Origin of the sequence: Flavobacterium cupreum (assembly GCF_003996965.1) — a bacterium.
GTDB classification, from domain to species: Bacteria; Bacteroidota; Bacteroidia; order Flavobacteriales; family Flavobacteriaceae; genus Flavobacterium; species Flavobacterium cupreum.
Genome location: NZ_QWDM01000012.1, coordinates 148,426 through 162,440 on the forward strand (window position 1 = coordinate 148,426; position 14,015 = coordinate 162,440).

General features: G+C 37.2%; 11 protein-coding genes and 3 tRNA genes. 9 read left to right on the forward strand and 5 right to left on the reverse strand.

The features are described from left to right. The first annotated feature begins 39 nt into the window (after positions 1-39). The 4 genes from D0817_RS17930 to D0817_RS17945 all read left to right on the forward strand — a co-directional run bounded on the left by D0817_RS17930 (position 40) and on the right by D0817_RS17945 (position 5,349). Positions 40-1,287 carry a fasciclin domain-containing protein gene (locus D0817_RS17930; RefSeq protein WP_127339737.1) on the forward strand — a complete coding sequence of 416 codons (1,248 nt, stop codon included), beginning with the start codon at positions 40-42 and terminating at the stop codon, positions 1,285-1,287. Between the two features lie 93 nt (positions 1,288-1,380). Beyond that, positions 1,381-2,613 carry a glycoside hydrolase family 27 protein gene (locus D0817_RS17935; RefSeq protein WP_127339738.1) on the forward strand — a complete coding sequence of 411 codons (1,233 nt, stop codon included), beginning with the start codon at positions 1,381-1,383 and terminating at the stop codon, positions 2,611-2,613. Between the two features lie 12 nt (positions 2,614-2,625). After that, positions 2,626-3,582 carry a glycoside hydrolase family 5 protein gene (locus D0817_RS17940; protein ID WP_127339739.1) on the forward strand — a complete coding sequence of 319 codons (957 nt, stop codon included), beginning with the start codon at positions 2,626-2,628 and terminating at the stop codon, positions 3,580-3,582. A gap of 690 nt (positions 3,583-4,272) precedes the next feature. Then, the gene (locus tag D0817_RS17945) at positions 4,273-5,349 is read left to right on the forward strand and encodes an outer membrane beta-barrel protein (protein WP_127339740.1); all 1,077 of its coding nucleotides are present in this window, start codon (positions 4,273-4,275) and stop codon (positions 5,347-5,349) included. A gap of 374 nt (positions 5,350-5,723) precedes the next feature. On the opposite strand, the gene D0817_RS17950 is transcribed toward D0817_RS17945, so the two are convergent. The 5 genes from D0817_RS17950 to D0817_RS17970 all read right to left on the reverse strand — a co-directional run bounded on the left by D0817_RS17950 (position 5,724) and on the right by D0817_RS17970 (position 11,453). Further along, positions 5,724-6,629: an N-acetylmuramoyl-L-alanine amidase gene (locus tag D0817_RS17950; protein WP_127339741.1), complete on the reverse strand. Its 906-nt coding sequence runs from the start codon at positions 6,627-6,629 to the stop codon at positions 5,724-5,726. A 33-nt stretch (positions 6,630-6,662) separates the two neighbouring features. After that, complete coding sequence (locus D0817_RS17955; protein ID WP_127339742.1) at positions 6,663-7,220, reverse strand: hypothetical protein; 558 nt, start codon at positions 7,218-7,220, stop codon at positions 6,663-6,665. A 41-nt stretch (positions 7,221-7,261) separates the two neighbouring features. Beyond that, positions 7,262-8,575 carry a 30S ribosomal protein S12 methylthiotransferase RimO gene (gene rimO / locus D0817_RS17960; protein WP_127339743.1) on the reverse strand — a complete coding sequence of 438 codons (1,314 nt, stop codon included), beginning with the start codon at positions 8,573-8,575 and terminating at the stop codon, positions 7,262-7,264. Positions 8,576-8,800: 225 nt separating this feature from the next. After that, on the reverse strand, positions 8,801-10,381 hold the full coding sequence (locus D0817_RS17965) for an OmpP1/FadL family transporter (RefSeq protein WP_127339744.1): 1,581 nt from the start codon (positions 10,379-10,381) through the stop codon (positions 8,801-8,803). Between the two features lie 46 nt (positions 10,382-10,427). Beyond that, positions 10,428-11,453 carry a hypothetical protein gene (locus D0817_RS17970; protein ID WP_127339745.1) on the reverse strand — a complete coding sequence of 342 codons (1,026 nt, stop codon included), beginning with the start codon at positions 11,451-11,453 and terminating at the stop codon, positions 10,428-10,430. A 101-nt stretch (positions 11,454-11,554) separates the two neighbouring features. Between D0817_RS17970 and proS the strand changes: the two genes are divergently transcribed. The 5 genes from proS to rpsT all read left to right on the forward strand — a co-directional run bounded on the left by proS (position 11,555) and on the right by rpsT (position 13,701). Continuing rightward, a complete protein-coding gene (proS, locus tag D0817_RS17975) occupies positions 11,555-13,033 on the forward strand; it encodes a proline--tRNA ligase (protein WP_127339746.1) in 1,479 nt (492 codons plus the stop codon). A 77-nt stretch (positions 13,034-13,110) separates the two neighbouring features. After that, positions 13,111-13,182, forward strand: a tRNA-Glu gene (locus D0817_RS17980). 42 nt (positions 13,183-13,224) lie between these two features. Further along, a tRNA-Glu gene (locus D0817_RS17985) sits at positions 13,225-13,296 on the forward strand. Between the two features lie 45 nt (positions 13,297-13,341). Beyond that, a tRNA-Glu gene (locus D0817_RS17990) sits at positions 13,342-13,413 on the forward strand. 36 nt (positions 13,414-13,449) lie between these two features. After that, positions 13,450-13,701: a 30S ribosomal protein S20 gene (rpsT, locus tag D0817_RS17995; protein WP_127339747.1), complete on the forward strand. Its 252-nt coding sequence runs from the start codon at positions 13,450-13,452 to the stop codon at positions 13,699-13,701. The last annotated feature ends 314 nt before the right edge of the window (positions 13,702-14,015 follow it).

Here is a 14,015-nt window from a genome sequence, read left to right on the forward strand (position 1 = left end):
TAATTCTTTTCATCGAAAAAAATATAAAAAAGAAAACTTATGAAAATACTATATAAACTAAAACAAATAGCAGTATGTGCCTTTTTAGTTGCCCTCGGTTCTTCTTGTGATAATGATTTACCGGGCGTTGGAGGTGCAGAACAAAATTACAATACGGCCTATGGCTTAATCAAGGCAAACACTAATTTGATACTTTTTAATAAAGCAATTCAATTAGCAGGTTTGGAAGCGACCCTGAACACCACTGAAGATTTTACTTATTTTGTTCCTGCTGATGCTATCCTGGAAGCCTATCTTGTAAAAAACGGATACGTAAACTCATTGGGTTATCCGGATATCACTTTAGTACCGGTTAATGATTTAAAGCAAATCGTATTGAGCCATGTGGTAAAAGGAGTTAAAAAAAGAGTGGGTAAACTCACCGGCGTGACTGCTGATTATCTGGAAACGGGCGAATTGACCACTTTGGCGAATGCAGCCAATCCCGATTTGTACCTGTTAAGCGTAAATGTGACCAACGGAGTTTTAAAAGTGAATGGTTCGGATAAACCGGCAACGGGTCTGGATTATTATGCAACAAACGGGTTTGTGAATGTTTTAGATAATGTGATAGCATTGTCTCCGCCTTCACCTGTTGTCTCCGCTCTTTCTCAGTCATTTGCCTCACCTGGCGATGTAATTACCATTACGGGTTCACATTTTGTAAAAGTCAAAAGTGTCAAATTTGGCGATACAGAGGCTGTATTCAAATCAATATCAAAAACAGAAATAGAAGTAACCGTTCCGGCAGATTTTGGTTCTTATGCCCTTGTAAAAGTGCAGACGGAATATGGTACATCCAATATTGCAACAATTGGAGTTAAATTTTTAGTATACGGTGATAATTTCTCCGGTTCTCCAACGCCGGTTTCTACATGGCAATGGGGCGGAAGCGAAAATTTCCAAAGTACCGAAAATGTAAACAGAGGAACGTATTCCATTAAGCGTACTACCGATAGCTGGAGTGGTTTGTATGTGCAGTATAATGCGGTAAATGTTGCCGATTACGGATATCTGAAACTGTCTATATATGCTACAGTAAGTACAAGGGTTTTATTCTCCATCGGAGGTACAAATGATGATGATGGAAAAGCAATTGATATCAAAGCAGGAGAATGGAATAATATCTCCATACCGATATCAGATCTTCACCCTGAAAAATTAGGAACAACCGTAAATTCGTTGTTCATGAAAGAATATTCAGGATTGCCGGGAATCATATATCTTGATGATATTGGATTTTTGTAAAAAGGCATTTGTTTTATTTTGAGTTTGTTTGAAGTATTCCCTAATCACTCATTAGGGAATACTTTTTTATAATATTAATTTGAATTTTTTATAATGAAAAATATAGTTTTAATACTTGCATTAGGCGTTTCCTGTTTAGGCTTTAGTCAGGGGAATACGCATACACAAGCGGGCGGCAAATTTGAAGGTTTGGCGATGACACCTCCAATGGGCTGGAATTCCTGGAATACTTTCGGAACCAGCATCGATGAAAAACTGGTAAAAGAAACGGCAGATATTATGGTTTCATCAGGAATGGCAGCTGCCGGATACAATTATATTGTACTCGACGATGGCTGGATGACCAGGGAACGTGATGCGAACGGGGATTTAATTCCTGATCCGGTTAAATTTCCAAACGGAATGAAAGCAGTAATTGATTATGTACACAGCAAAGGATTGAAATTTGGTCTGTACAATTGTGCCGGAACGCAAACCTGTGCCGGTTATCCGGGAACACGCGGTTACGAATATCAGGATGCCCGGTTTTATGCCAGATTAGGAATTGATTTCCTGAAGTACGATTGGTGTAACACGCAGGGAATTACCGCCAAAGAAGCCTACACTACCATGAGCAATGCCATAAAAACGGCCGGAAGACCTATGGTTTTCAGTCTTTGTGAATGGGGCGACAATCAGCCGTGGGAATGGGGAAAACCGGTTGGGAATCTCTGGAGGATTTCCGGAGACATTTACCCGTGTTTCGATTGTGAGTTCAAACATCCGGAGAATTGGTCGTCGTGGGGATTTATGAAAATTGTGGAAATGCGCAAAGATATTCGTAAATATTCAGGACCCGATCACTGGAATGATTTTGACATGATGGAAGTCGGAAACGAAATGAACGATACAGAAGATAAATCCCATTTCGCCATGTGGTGCATGATGTCTTCGCCGCTTGTGGCCGGAAATGATTTCAGGAAAATGTCTAAAGAAACACTGGCAATCCTTACCAATAAAGAGCTAATCGCAGTAAATCAGGATAAATTGGGAATCCAGGGTTTTAAATATGGGGTAGAAGACGGACTGGAAGTATGGGTAAAACCTTTATCAGACGGGAATTGGGCAGTTACATTTCTAAACAGAAGTGATGTCGCTAAAAAAGTCAATTTTGACTGGAAAAAACATACCATTAAAGATGCGGATTTTGGTTATGAAGCTGATTTCAGTAAAACCGTTTTTAAGCTAATAGATTTGTGGAAAAATAAAGAAACAGGTTCTACAAAAAAGAATTTTGTGGCAGATCTTGCTTCTCATGATTCCGTTACCTTGAGATTAATCCCGTAAACGACGATAGTTATGAATGTTAAGAATAGATTATTTAGTATTGTTTTAGTATTACTGTTTTCTTTTTCAAATGCTCAGGTTAAAACTCATGGACAGCTGAGTGTTGTCGGAACTCAATTGGTAGATCAATATAAGGCCCCAGTTGTTTTAAGAGGAATGAGTTTTGGCTGGCATAGTATGTGGCCAAGGTTTTATAACGAAAAGGCGGTTAAATGGCTGCGAAAAGACTTTAATTGTAATGTTGTTCGTGCCGCCATGGGTGTTGAATTAGGGGAGATGGCCTATAGGAAAGAACCGCAATTTTCAAAAGATAAAATTGAAGCGGTTATTAAAGGAGCCATAAAAGCGGATATATATGTAATTGTCGACTGGCACAGCCACAATATCAACTTAGAAGAAGCTAAAGTCTTTTTTGCGGAGATATCCAAAAAGTATTCGAAATATCCCAACATTATCTATGAAATCTTTAACGAACCAGACTATGAAAGCTGGGCTGAGGTCAAAGCTTATTCCGAAGAAGTAATTAAGGTCATACGGGAAAATGATCCGAACAATATTATTTTGGTGGGTTCGCCCCATTGGGATCAGGATGTTGACCTTGCCGCTGCCGATCCTATTTTAGGGGTTACCAATATAATGTATACGATGCACTTTTATGCCGCAACTCATGGAAAGGAGTTAAGAGACAGAACAGATGCAGCAATAAATAAAGGTCTGCCTGTTTTTATATCAGAATCTGCCGGGATGGAAGCTACGGGTGATGGCCCTTTAAATCTTAAGTCCTGGCAGGAGTACATAGACTGGATGGAAGCACGAAAGTTAAGCTGGATTACCTGGTCCGTATCTGATAAAGATGAAACCTGCTCCATTTTGAAAAAATCTGCAAAATCAGAAGGGAAGTGGAAAATGGAAGATTTAAAAGAATCCGGTAGTAAGGCTCGTGAATATCTAAGAAAATACAATAGGTAACTTAAAATGCCAGATTATTTGGTTTAAATAGAAACCCTGTCTTTTTTTTATATCGATTTATTAGCAGGGTCAAACCAATTCTTCAATTCAAATAGATTTTAAAGCTTAATGATACAGACGCACAGTAGTGCGTCTTTTTTTTGTCTTTAATGGAAATACGATCTGTCTGCGAGAGGTATTAAGTAAGACAAAAAAGTGTTTATTGATGATTATTTTTGTAGGAATTTAGATTATCTAACTTAACAGGCTTTATTTGTTATATTAATTTTTTATTGAATATCATTTTTTAGTTTTTATTTTACATCACCCCCTATTTTTTTAGGGGTATAATTTTTTTATTGACGTTTTTAGCTTGTTTTAGGCTGTTTTAAAATTGTTTTTTACGTTGAAACCCTTGTTTTTTTGAATTTGATGGTAAAAATTGGTTATTAAATTTTCAAAAATAATTCGGTATTAATGTCATATCACGATTATTGTTAAAGTAATTTTTGTAATCCGTAATTCTTTCCTTAAAACATCAAAAAAAGAGGCAGCTGTTCTTTTACTCTCACAAAAGTTAATAAATTCGCTAATGAAAATGAGGATGTTTTGTTGGCGAATAAGAGGTTTTAGAAATGACTTATACTATTAAATAGATATATAAAAGATTAACTAACCAGAATCAATTAATAACTAAAAACCAATTAAAACATGAAAAAAGTATTTCACATTTTAGCCGCGATGTTAACAAGTTCTTTTGCTTTTGCCCAGGATGATACTGAAGCTTCAGTTTCACCGGCAACAACTTGGGGAGGATCGGCAGACGCTTACTATAAATATGATTTTTCTAAACAAATGAATGGATTAACGAGCTTTACCAACTCACAGGATTCATTCGAACTGGGAATGGCTTCCATTCAGGCAGGGCATAAATTCGGAAAGGCTTCCGTTTTTGTAGATTTAGGTTTCGGAAACAGGGCAGAAGAGTTTTCATATAATGAAGAGAATACTAAGTTCATCATAAAACAATTATTTTTTACTTATGATATTACAGATAAATTTAAAGTAGTAGCGGGTAGTTTTGGAACTCATATCGGGTACGAATTGCTGGATGCGGTAAGCAATAAAAACTACAGTATGTCTTATGCGTTTTCATATGGGCCGTTTTTTAATACAGGGGTAAAGGCACAATATACAGCCGGTAAATTCACGGCCATGTTCGGGATTACAAATCCTACTGATTTTAAATCAGCGATGGATGCAGGATCAACTCAAAAAACCTATGTGGGACAGTTAGGATACGTTGCTGAAACGGGAAGTGCCTATTTGAATTTCACATCAGGAAGTACGAATCCTATTCCGGGTAGTATAATTCCTCCGACAGACGAAAACAAGACACAAATTGATTTTGTTGCTTCAAAAACAATTAGTGATAGTTTTGGACTTGGATTGAATGCTACTTATGCTAAAGTAACAAATGATGTAGATAGTAATTTAGACGGAGAGTGGTTTTCAGTAGTAGGATATGCTAATTATGCCTTTAAAGAGTCTTTAAGCCTGGCATACAGAGTTGAATATTTTGATGCTAAAGATGCTCTGAATTTGGGAGCACTTAATGGTTCAAGTGTATTTGCTAACACACTTTCATTAAACTATAAAGTTGGAAAACTAACGATAATTCCGGAGTTAAGATATGACGCTGCATCCGAAGATATATTTTTAGACAAAGATGCATTGCCAACAGGCGGATCGTTTTTTGGACTAATTGCTACAACATACTCTTTCTAAGAGATAAAGATTGATATTTTTTTTTTTTTTTGGAGCTGTCGAAACATACTAATGTTTTGGCAGCTTTTTTAATTTTAAATTATTTTTAGTGATAATTCTGTTACGTATTGGCTTATTACTTTAAGCGAATAAAGCTCCCTTAAGATTTGTCAAAAAGCTACTACCTAATCGACAATCATTACCAACTCCCAAAATCTAATATAAAAGCCCACACCAACACTAACATCCTGTATCTTAAATCCAACATTTTGCATCTTGCATCCAACATCTTACATCTAAAATCTTGCCTCTAAAATTCAACATCCAGCCAAAAAGCAAAAAAAAACCGCATTCCCTAAATATAGAAATGCGGTATCTTGTATAAGTCAAAAATACTACTGCAATTGTTTTTTGTAAATAGAGTAGATGGTATCTATTGTTTTTCTGTCTAAGGTTGCGGTAGTATCAGTTTGAATATAATGGAGCTTAAAAGCCATTATTGCTGCTGATAGATTTTTGGTATTGTAACCAATAATGCGCAAACCCTGTTCTATTTTAAAATCAAAAGGAGCTTCTTCCAGAATTTCATCCGGCCAGATTCCGAATCCTTTTTCGGCCAATGTCTTCCACGGAAATAAAGCGCTCGGATCTTGTTTTCTTCCCGGAGCAATATCCGCATGACCCAGTATATTTTGAGTTGGTATGTTGTAATCTTTTTTCAATTTAGTTAAAAGAGCCACAAGACTACTGATTTGTGCTTCTGTAAAAGGTTTAAAACCATTATTATCCAATTCAATACCAATAGAACTTGAGTTAAGATCGGTATTCTTTCCCCAGGTAGATGCTCCGGCATGCCATGCCCTAAGGTAATCATTAAGCATCTGAACTACTTTTCCGTTTTCAGAAATAACATAATGAGCACTCACCTGTGTTTTCGTTTTTGTAAAAGTGTTGATTGTTTGCTGAACAGAATCCTGTGCAGTATGGTGAATAATGATAAAACTTGGTTTTCTTAAATTGAAATTAACAGTACCGATCCATTCTGTATTGATTCCATTCAATAAAATAGTCGATCCCGTTTTAGACAAAGTATCTTTCACAATCCCTAACTGCTGGGCATAAGTAGTATCAATAACTACAGGACTAACCGAAGGTATCGGCTGGGCCTCTTTAGTGGTGATTTGATTTTCTAAAGTTTTAAGTTGCTTATCGTATACTTTTTCAGTGCTCTTATAAGGATTTGTGGAGCAGGAGGTAATAATAATTGCTAAGAGGAGATAGTATAAATGTTTTTTTATCATAATTAATTACATTCTGGAATTAAGTTAAGAGGATTATTCTTGAACTTTTCCTGTTTCTGTGTCTTCTTTTATTTCCTTACTTTCTTTAGATTCTTTTTTCTTTTTGGACTTCGACTTTTTGATTTCTTTAAAGTTAGCCATAAAACTGGTGTATTTTTCTATCTGATCAGGATTAAGAAAAGCCGTTATTTTCTTAGTAGTACTTTCTTGTAAAGCTTTCAATTGCTCCATTTTTACATCCTGACTGCTGCTTTCGTTTTTCAATAAGATACCTTGTTCTCTCATACTGTCAGCAAATACATTCGTGATGGCGATAGCCTGAAGTTCATCAAGATTTACAACGGGTTTCATTTGCTCTACAAATTTAGCTGCAGTTTCTTCAGCAGGAATTTCTTTAGGCTTACTTTGGCTTTGAGGTCCTGCCTGCGCCATACTTCTGTCCATTCCCATTCCGCCGCCTCTTCCGTAACCACCTCCGCCATAACCCCCGCCACCGTAGCCGTTATTGTATCCGTTTCCGTATTGAGCAGAAACAGAAGTAATGCTTAATAACGTGAAAACCAAAAGAAATAAAGATTGAATAGGTTTCATAAGATTGTTTTATCAAAAGTTAGCAAATATCTATTGTAAATTTAAGCAGGTTCTCCGTATAAATCAAATTCTGTTGCTTCAATTATCTTGATATTAACAAAATCTCCTGTTTTTACGTAATGTTTCGAAGCGTCAATTAATACTTCGTTATCAACATCAGGGCTGTCAAACTCCGTTCGGCCTACAAAATGCGCGCCTTCTTTTCTGTCAATGATACATTTAAAGACTTGCCCAACTTTTTCCTGGTTTAAATCCCATGAAATTTGAGATTGTAACTCCATGATTTCATTAGCTCTGGCTTGTTTTACATCGTCCGGAACATCATCTTCAAGTAAGTAAGCATGAGTATTTTCTTCGTGTGAATAGGCAAAACATCCCATTCTGTCAAATTTCATTTCCTGAACAAAATCTTTCAGGATTTCAAAATCTTCCTGAGTTTCACCCGGATATCCAACAATTAAAGTCGTTCTGATTGCCATTCCGGGAACAGCAGCACGGAATTCTTTTAATAATTGGGTCGTTTTAGCTTGTGTAGTTCCACGACGCATAGACTTTAATATAGAATCCGAAATGTGTTGCAATGGAATATCAATATAGTTGCAAATTTTAGGTTCACGTTTCATAATTTCCAAAACATCCATCGGGAAACCGCTCGGGAAAGCATAATGCAGACGGATCCACTCAATACCTTCAACTTTTACTAAAGCTTCCAGAAGTTCGCCAAGATTTCTCTTTTTGTAAATGTCAAGACCATAATACGTTAAATCCTGAGCAATCAGAATAAGTTCTTTAACCCCGTTTTTAGCCAGGCCTTCTGCTTCTTTAACTAATTTTTCAATCGTTTGGGAAACGTGCTTGCCACGCATTAACGGAATCGCGCAAAAACTGCAGGGTCTGTCGCAGCCCTCGGCAATTTTTAAGTAAGCGTAATTTTTTGGAGTTGTGGTTAAACGCTCTCCTAATAATTCATGTTTATAATCGGCTCCTAGTGCTTTCAATAACTGAGGCAGTTCGGTGGTACCGAAATATTGATCAACATTCGGGATTTCTTTTTCTAAATCTGGTCTGTAACGCTCCGATAAACATCCGGTTACAAATACTTTATCAACAAGTCCTTTGTCTTTTTTATCAGCATATTCCAAAATCATGTTTACCGATTCTGCTTTGGCATTATCAATAAAACCACAGGTGTTAATTACAATGATGTTTCCTTCTCGTTCTGCAGGCGCTTCATGTTCAACATCTTTTCCGCTTGCACGAAGCTGTCCCATCAGGACTTCACTGTCATATACATTCTTCGAACACCCAAGAGTGATTACGTTAATTTTGTTCTTTTTTAAAGACTTGGTTCTCATACTTTTATAAATTGGAGTGCAAAATTACACTTTTTTATTCAAACACCGCCTGTTTCCCTTTCTTTTAGCTGTTTTTTATGAAGCTTTCAATCGCTTTCAGAGCTGTTATCAAACGTATTTTTTTTGTGGAAAGTAATTCTGGAAAAATTACGCTTTTATCAGGGCTAAAAAAAATCCGTTAAGCAAATACTTAACGGATTTTTCATTCATTCTATTTATCTTTAATTACAACTCAAATAATAAAGTCAAGGAAACATTGTTCAGCTTCGATGAGATGTTTGCACCATCAGTAAATCCTTGGGCAAAGAAACCTTGGTTTGATTTTCTTTCTAAGTAGGAATAGGCTAAATCTACTTTTGTAGTGCCAAAATTATATCCTAAACCGCCCGAATAACTGGTTAAATCGCCAATTGTTGTTCCGTCTTTATAAGGGCTTCCTTCAAAACGATAACCACCGCGTAAACTTAGTTGTTTGATTTTATATTCTGCACCAACCCTAAGTTCTCCTGTAGAAGTTAACTCTTCGCTTATCTGGTTGTTCAGGCCTCTGAAGCCCTGATCGCTTGTGGGTTTGTATTTTGTATTTCCGTAATCTTTAATGGCATAATCCACACTGATCAAACCGGATTTTCCGAATACATAAGCAGCACTAAAAGTTGTTTTTCCCGGAGTTTGTAAAGTGTAAGGTTCATAAACATTAACAACATTCGGATTAACAACTTTGTCTATAGGCTGGCCTCCTGCAGCCTGACGTGTAGTGTAAAGACTTTGTGAAATTTCATCATACAGTTCGTACCAGGTATTGGATTCATAAGCTAAACCAAGACGAAAAGATTCCGTAACCTTCGCGATAGCCCCAAGTTGAAAAGAAAACCCATTACCATACGTATATTGGTCATTGTTGAAACGTAAACTTGATATGGTTTCACCTGCAACTAAAGGATTTTCATTTCTTTCATAAAAAGTACTGGTTCTCCTGTAGTCTGTTACGTGCACATTTAAATTGGCTCCTAAATACAAGCGGTCTTTGTACGATGTTGCAATATTGAAACTTACTTTGCTATTGTAACCTGTTTCGTACACTTCGTTTTCCTGATAGTAATTGCCTCCGGCTCGAACATTAGTGTTGTAAGCGCTATTTGGATCATTAGTATTAGCTGTATTGATTATAAATCCCTGATAACCTAACATCGCCTGTTGGGCACTATAACCGGTTAAGTTGGGATATTGCTTGTTTGGTAAGTTGGTGCCTAAAAAATCATATAAATCTCCAATCGATTCATTATTGCCTAACCCAACGAAACTTTGAGGGACAGGTCCGCCGTTATTGCCTTTGTTAGCATAAGCTAAAAAATAGCCATCTATAGATTTAGTGGGATTAGTTCCTGCTGAGAAATTGTTATTGTCAAAATTTTTAGTATTCTCATATGTAGCTCCAATAGCAATTTTTTTCCAGTTGCTGTTTGGGTTTCTGTCATGAAAAACAAAAACACCCCCAGCCTGATTCAGGAGAAAAGAATTTTTGTCGTCACTGGTATTTGTGCCAAAATAGTTGGCGTTGTTTTTAATACTCTGATTGCTTAACGTTATTCCGGTTTGATTGTTGACAAATATGGCCGATCCTGCAGGATTCACGCTTAAAGAAGAAAGGTCTCCGCCCACTGCTCCAAAGGCTCCGCCCATGGCTCTGAATCGGGCAGTTCCGGTAAGGTTGTCTTGTGCATAACGAACGGCGTCTGAAACTTCTTGTGAATGTGAGACGCTAAAAGATAGTCCCGCTATTAATAGGAATACTATTTTCTTCATTGGATTCAATTTTTAAATGATTGTATTAGGTGTAACGAACAGGAAGTTATCTTCTTCCGCCACCGCCACCACCGTACGATCTTCCACCGCCGCCACCGCCACCGCCGGATGATCTCATGCTTCCTCCTCCACTGTTCATAGAACGTGATGGGCTAGGAGAGTAACTTCTTGTTGGGGTGCTGTTTGTCGTGTTATTGTAGTTTCGGGTTGTACCGCTTGATCTTCTGTTAGAATAATCATAGCTGTTATTTTGTCTTTGCGTATAGCTTCTATTTGTAAAAGTTGGATTTGTTGTTGTTCTGCCATTTGCAGAAGAACTTCTTCTGAAGTCTGTATATTCGCGTCTGTTAGTAGTATAGCTATTTCTGTTGTTCGTATAGCTTCTGTTGGTGAAGTTTCTATTGGTGTAATTTCTATTACTGTAGCTTCTGTTAGTGTAATTTCTGTTTGAGGAGTAATCTCTACCGCCGTAATAAGAAGCAGAACCTCTTCTTCCATAATTATAGGCATAATTATTATATCGGTAGGAAGGTCTTCCCCAATATCCTGCATAACCGCCCCATCCATAACCCGGGTAGCCCCATCCGTATCCATATCCGTAATAAGGATATCCTCCCCATGCGTATCCGGGATAACCGCCCCATCCATATCCAGGGTAACCCCATCCGTAATAAGGATATCCTCCCCATCCGGCAGAAATTCCCCATGACCATGAGTTGCTTGGGTAATAATTAATAGCTACTTCAGTGTTGCTGCTTCCCCAGGCAGGGTAGGCAGTAGCAGTTGTAGTTTCAGTACTGTCGTTCTCAGCATAATTACCATAATTATCTACATCTGTAAAAATTTCAGTAGGCTGATCGTCGTTCTGTAATGATTTGAAGTAGTCCTTATATTGATTGTTGGTCTCTGAGGTAGTCGCTTGTGCGTAAGTGTTTCGTGTGTTACCATAAACACCATCATTGTCATAATAAGATGTATTCTGGTAAGAACCACACGATGCAAGAAGAAAACTCAATAATCCAATTAAGTAAAAATGACTTGAGTTTTGGCGAAGAGAAATAGAAGTTTTCATATCTGTGGTGTTTTTTATTGTTGCACATTACAAAAATAGTTAGTTTTGTCAAACTATTTAGTTAAAATTATTAAAACAAAATTTGTGCCAAACTATTCAATATGAGTAAGAACCTCACTACAAGATCAGAAGATTATTCAAAGTGGTATAACGAGCTGGTTGTCAAAGCAGATCTAGCCGAAAATTCAGGAGTTAGAGGATGTATGGTTATTAAACCTTACGGATATGCTATTTGGGAAAAAATGCAGGCTGAGTTAGACAGAATGTTTAAAGAGACCGGACATCAGAACGCGTATTTTCCTTTATTTGTGCCCAAAAGCATGTTTGAGGCGGAAGAAAAAAATGCAGAAGGATTTGCAAAGGAATGTGCTATTGTTACACATTACAGATTAAAAAATGATCCTGATAAACCTGGAAAGCTAATGGTTGATCCAAATGCAAAACTGGAGGAAGAACTTATTGTTCGTCCAACAAGCGAGGCAATTATCTGGTCTACTTATAAAGGATGGGTACAATCCTACAGAGATTTACCTTTGTTAATTAATCAGTGGGCAAATGTGGTTCGTTGGGAAATGCGTACGCGTTTGTTTTTAAGAACCGCTGAATTTTTGTGGCAGGAAGGACATACGGCACATGCTACAAAGGCAGAAGCACTTGAAGAATCTGAAAAAATGATGAATGTGTATGCTGATTTTGCCGAAAATTTTATGGCAATTCCGGTTGTTAAAGGTATAAAAACAGAAACAGAGCGTTTTGCCGGTGCCGATGAGACCTATTGTATTGAAGCACTGATGCAGGATGGAAAAGCATTACAGGCTGGTACGTCACACTTTCTTGGGCAGAATTTTGCAAAAGCTTTTGATGTAAAGTTTGCGAACGCAGAAGGAAAGCAGGAACATGTTTGGGGTACATCATGGGGAGTTTCTACTCGTCTGATGGGGGCATTGGTTATGACACACTCTGATGATCAGGGATTGGTTTTGCCTCCAAATTTGGCTCCAATACAAGTTGTTATTGTTCCAATTCATAAGACAGACGAACAGTTGGAGCAAATTACCGCTGCAGTTAATGAATTGACGGCTAAACTGAAGAAATTGAAAATTTCAGTTAAATACGATGACAGAACGACTCAAAAGCCGGGATTTAAGTTTGCTGAATGGGAACTAAAAGGTGTTCCTGTTAGAATTGCCGTAGGGCCAAAAGATTTAGAAAATGGAACTTTTGAAGTCGCAAGACGTGATACTTTGACAAAAGAAGTCGTTTCTGCTGATGGAATCGTAAATTATATAAATGATCTGTTAGAGCAGATTCAGAATGATTTATTTAGTAAAGCGCTGGACTATCGTAATACTCATATTACGGAAGTAAATAGTTTTGAGGAGTTTAAAGAAATTTTAGATGGAAAAGGTGGTTTTGTGTCAGCCCATTGGGACGGAACAGCAGCTACTGAAGAGAAAATAAAAGACCTGACAAAAGCAACAATTCGTTGTATTCCTTTAGACGCTTTAGAAGAGCCGGGAACCTGCGTGTTTACTGGGAATCCTTCGTCTAAAAGAGTGCTTTTTGCCAAGGCATATTAAAAAAAATAATTTTTTTTTGCTTCAGCTATTGTGCATCTTAAAAATAGATGTATCTTTGCATCCGCATTAGAGAAGCAGGCCCGTTCGTCTATCGGTTAGGACGCATGGTTTTCATCCATGTAAGAGCGGTTCGATTCCGCTACGGGCTACTACTTTTACTGCGAATTAAGTTATTAAACTTGATGTTAAATGGCCCGTTCGTCTATCGGTTAGGACGCATGGTTTTCATCCATGTAAGAGCGGTTCGATTCCGCTACGGGCTACAAAATTTCAATTGATCAGATTGAAGAAAACTTAGAAGGAGAATGGGTCCGTTCGTCTAGGGGTTAGGACTCCAGGCTTTCGTCCTGGTAACAGGGGTTCGATTCCCTTACGGACTACGAAAAAGAATTATAAAAAGGTAAAAACATAATAAAATGGCAAATCATAAGTCAGCTTTAAAAAGAATTAGAAGTAACGAAAAAAGAAGAGTTCTTAACAGATATCAGCATAAAACTACTCGTAATGCTATCAAAGCATTAAGATTAGCTACTGAAAAATCTGACGCTACTTCAAAATTATCAACTGTAATTTCTATGATTGATAAATTAGCTAAAAAGAACATCATTCATGATAATAAAGCTTCTAACCTGAAGTCTAAATTAACGAAACATGTTGCTAAATTGTAATTAATTACAATTTCCTAAATACAATAAAAAGCCCTCTTTTAGAGGGCTTTTTGTGTTTGAAATAAATTCATTTCAGGTTTGGTAATCTAAAAGCTTATGATTGTCAAGATCTGGAAAATTAAAAAGGTCGGTCATTCAAAATTAGAAGAGTCTGGAGTTGGTATTTCTGAATTGATATTTAATACCTGAGACAATTCTTCTAAGAGGATTCGAATCCGGCCGACTGGTGAATCAGAAGCCTGCAAATCCCGTAAACTACGATGATCTCATGAACTACTGGGAATCAAAAGCCAAAGCAGTAAACAAAAAATAGT